We start from the raw sequence: 1,901 nt of genomic DNA, 5'->3' as shown, positions 1-1,901 counted from the left end.
TGCCGATCCGCGCTGGAAGGTGGCGGCGCGGCGCTTCCTCGACCGGCATCCGCTCTGCGTCGATTGCGGCGAGCTGGGCGTGGTCGAGCCCGCGACGGACGTCGACCACGTGGTGCCGCACAAGGGCGACCGAGGCCTGTTCTGGGATCGCTCGAACTGGCAGGCGCTCTGCCACCGGTGCCACAGCCGGAAGACGGCGCGCGAGGTCTGGCACGGGGACCGGGGGTAGGTCAAAAATCCCGGCCGGACGGCGCAAACCGACGCCCCAACCTTTCTTTTCGCACCGGCGGAATTGAGCAAAAAAGCCCACCTCGAGCAGGACAGGAGATTGGTCATGAAGGGACGCAAGCCGACCCTCGACAATGTCGTGCCCATGCGCGGCGATGCCCCGAAGCCGGTGCCCGAGCCGCACGACCTGATGTCCGACGGCGCGAAGAAGGTCTGGCAGGAGCTGGCGCCGGAGCTGGTGCGCATGGACCGGCTGAAGCCGCATTACGAGCACATGTTCGTGGCCTACTGCGAGTCGGCCTCGGACGTGATCGAGCTCACCAGCGACATCGTGCTCGAGGGGCGGACCTACTCGGTGGCGACGCGCAACGGGGTGCAGCAGAAGAAGACGGCGAACTGGCAGGCGCGGCAGGATGCGCTGGCCAACATGCGCCAGCTCGGCGCGCTCTTCGGCCTCTCGCCGGTCGACGACGCGCGGCTGGCCACCGGGGGACAGGGGGATCTCTTCGAGGAGCTCCTGCGCGGGATCCGTGGAGGCAATTGACCATCCCGTCAGCCGCTATGCGCTCGACGTGATCGAAGGCGAGGTCGTGGCGGGGCCGCTGGTGCGCATGGCCTGCGAGCGGCACCTGCTGGATCTCGAGACCGGCGCGGATCGCAGCCTGGTCTTCGACACCGAGGCCGCCGACATGGTGATCCGCTTCGCCAAGGTGCTGCGCCACACCACGGGGCCGATGGCGGGCGCGGAGCTGGCGCTGCAGCCCTGGCAGGTGTTCCGGCATGGCTCGGTGTTTGGCTGGAAGCATGCCGAGACCGGGCTGCGGCGGTTCCGCGCGACCTATCACCAGGTGGCCAAGAAGAACGGCAAGACCACCGACACCGCGGTGCCGATGCTCTTCACCCAGCTCTTCGACGGGGAGGGCGCGCCGCAGGGCTATTGCGCGGCGACGACGCGGGACCAGGCGGGGCTGCTCTTCAACGAGATCAAGCGGATGATCCGCGGCTCGCCGGCGCTGAGCTCGCTGCTCGACGTGTTCAAGACGCAGATCCAGTCGCCGCGCACCAACGGCTACATCGCGGCGCTCAGCCGGGACGGCAACAGCGCCGATGGCATCAACCCGCACTTCGCCGCCCGCGACGAGGTGCACCGCTGGACCGACAGGGAGCTCGCCGACGTGGTCACCAACTCGATGATCGCTCGCGCCCAGCCGATCGACTGGGCGATCGGCGACGAGCTCGACGCGCATCTCGATGTCGATGCACGGGACCGCGACGCGGTGATCCACTTCGGGGCGGTCACCGCGCGCGATGGTGCCACGCTGGTGGGCGAGCCGTTCCCGGTGTTCACCGGCACCATCAACGGGCTGCGGGATCTGACCGAGGCCAATGCCATGGGCCGAACGCGAGGCGTGATCGGCGCATGAGCGGGCTTGTGATGGCATCCCGTAGCGCGAGGGTGGGGTGATGGGCCGGTTCTGGTCAGGCATGCCCGACGTCGCGCGCACCATCCTGTTCTTCACCGGCTTCGCGCTGGTCTGCGGTTTCGCGGGGTGGCTCATCCGCGGCGGCTGCGACGAGGCCGCCAACCTCGAGGCCTGCCGCGAGCGCACCAAGATCGAAAAGGAGATCCGCCGTGAAAGCGATGATGATTTGCTGCGTGGCATTACTGAGTA

At 68.3% G+C, this 1,901-nt stretch carries 4 protein-coding genes; all 4 read left to right on the top strand.

Annotated elements, in window-relative coordinates; all coding sequences use genetic code 11:
* On the top strand, positions 1 to 229 hold a 229-nt coding region (locus HC022_RS25460), incomplete at its 5' end, for an HNH endonuclease (RefSeq protein ID WP_167454250.1).
* Between the two features lie 105 nt (positions 230 to 334).
* Positions 335 to 772 (top strand): P27 family phage terminase small subunit, encoded by a 438-nt coding sequence (locus HC022_RS29505; RefSeq protein WP_167454249.1) that lies wholly within the window; start codon positions 335 to 337, stop codon positions 770 to 772.
* Positions 759 to 1,652, top strand: coding sequence for a terminase large subunit (locus tag HC022_RS25450; RefSeq protein WP_167454248.1), 894 nt, complete (start codon positions 759 to 761; stop codon positions 1,650 to 1,652). Before HC022_RS29505 ends, HC022_RS25450 begins: the two co-directional genes overlap by 14 nt.
* Positions 1,653 to 1,692: 40 nt before the next feature.
* Positions 1,693 to 1,901: hypothetical protein (locus tag HC022_RS25445; protein ID WP_167454247.1), on the top strand; the 209-nt coding region annotated here is incomplete at its 3' end.

The sequence above is a fragment of the Salipiger sp. HF18 genome (assembly GCF_011806505.1).
GTDB lineage: Bacteria > Pseudomonadota > Alphaproteobacteria > Rhodobacterales > Rhodobacteraceae > Salipiger > Salipiger thiooxidans.
Note: the sequence above shows the minus strand (reverse complement) of the source record. Positions and strands in the feature narration are given on the sequence as shown.

What these genes read in the sequence shown, in the direction of transcription:
- HC022_RS29505 (WP_167454249.1), top strand. Translation starts at nt 335, where the DNA reads ATGAAGGGACGCAAGCCGACCCTCGACAATGTCGTGCCCATGCGCGGC.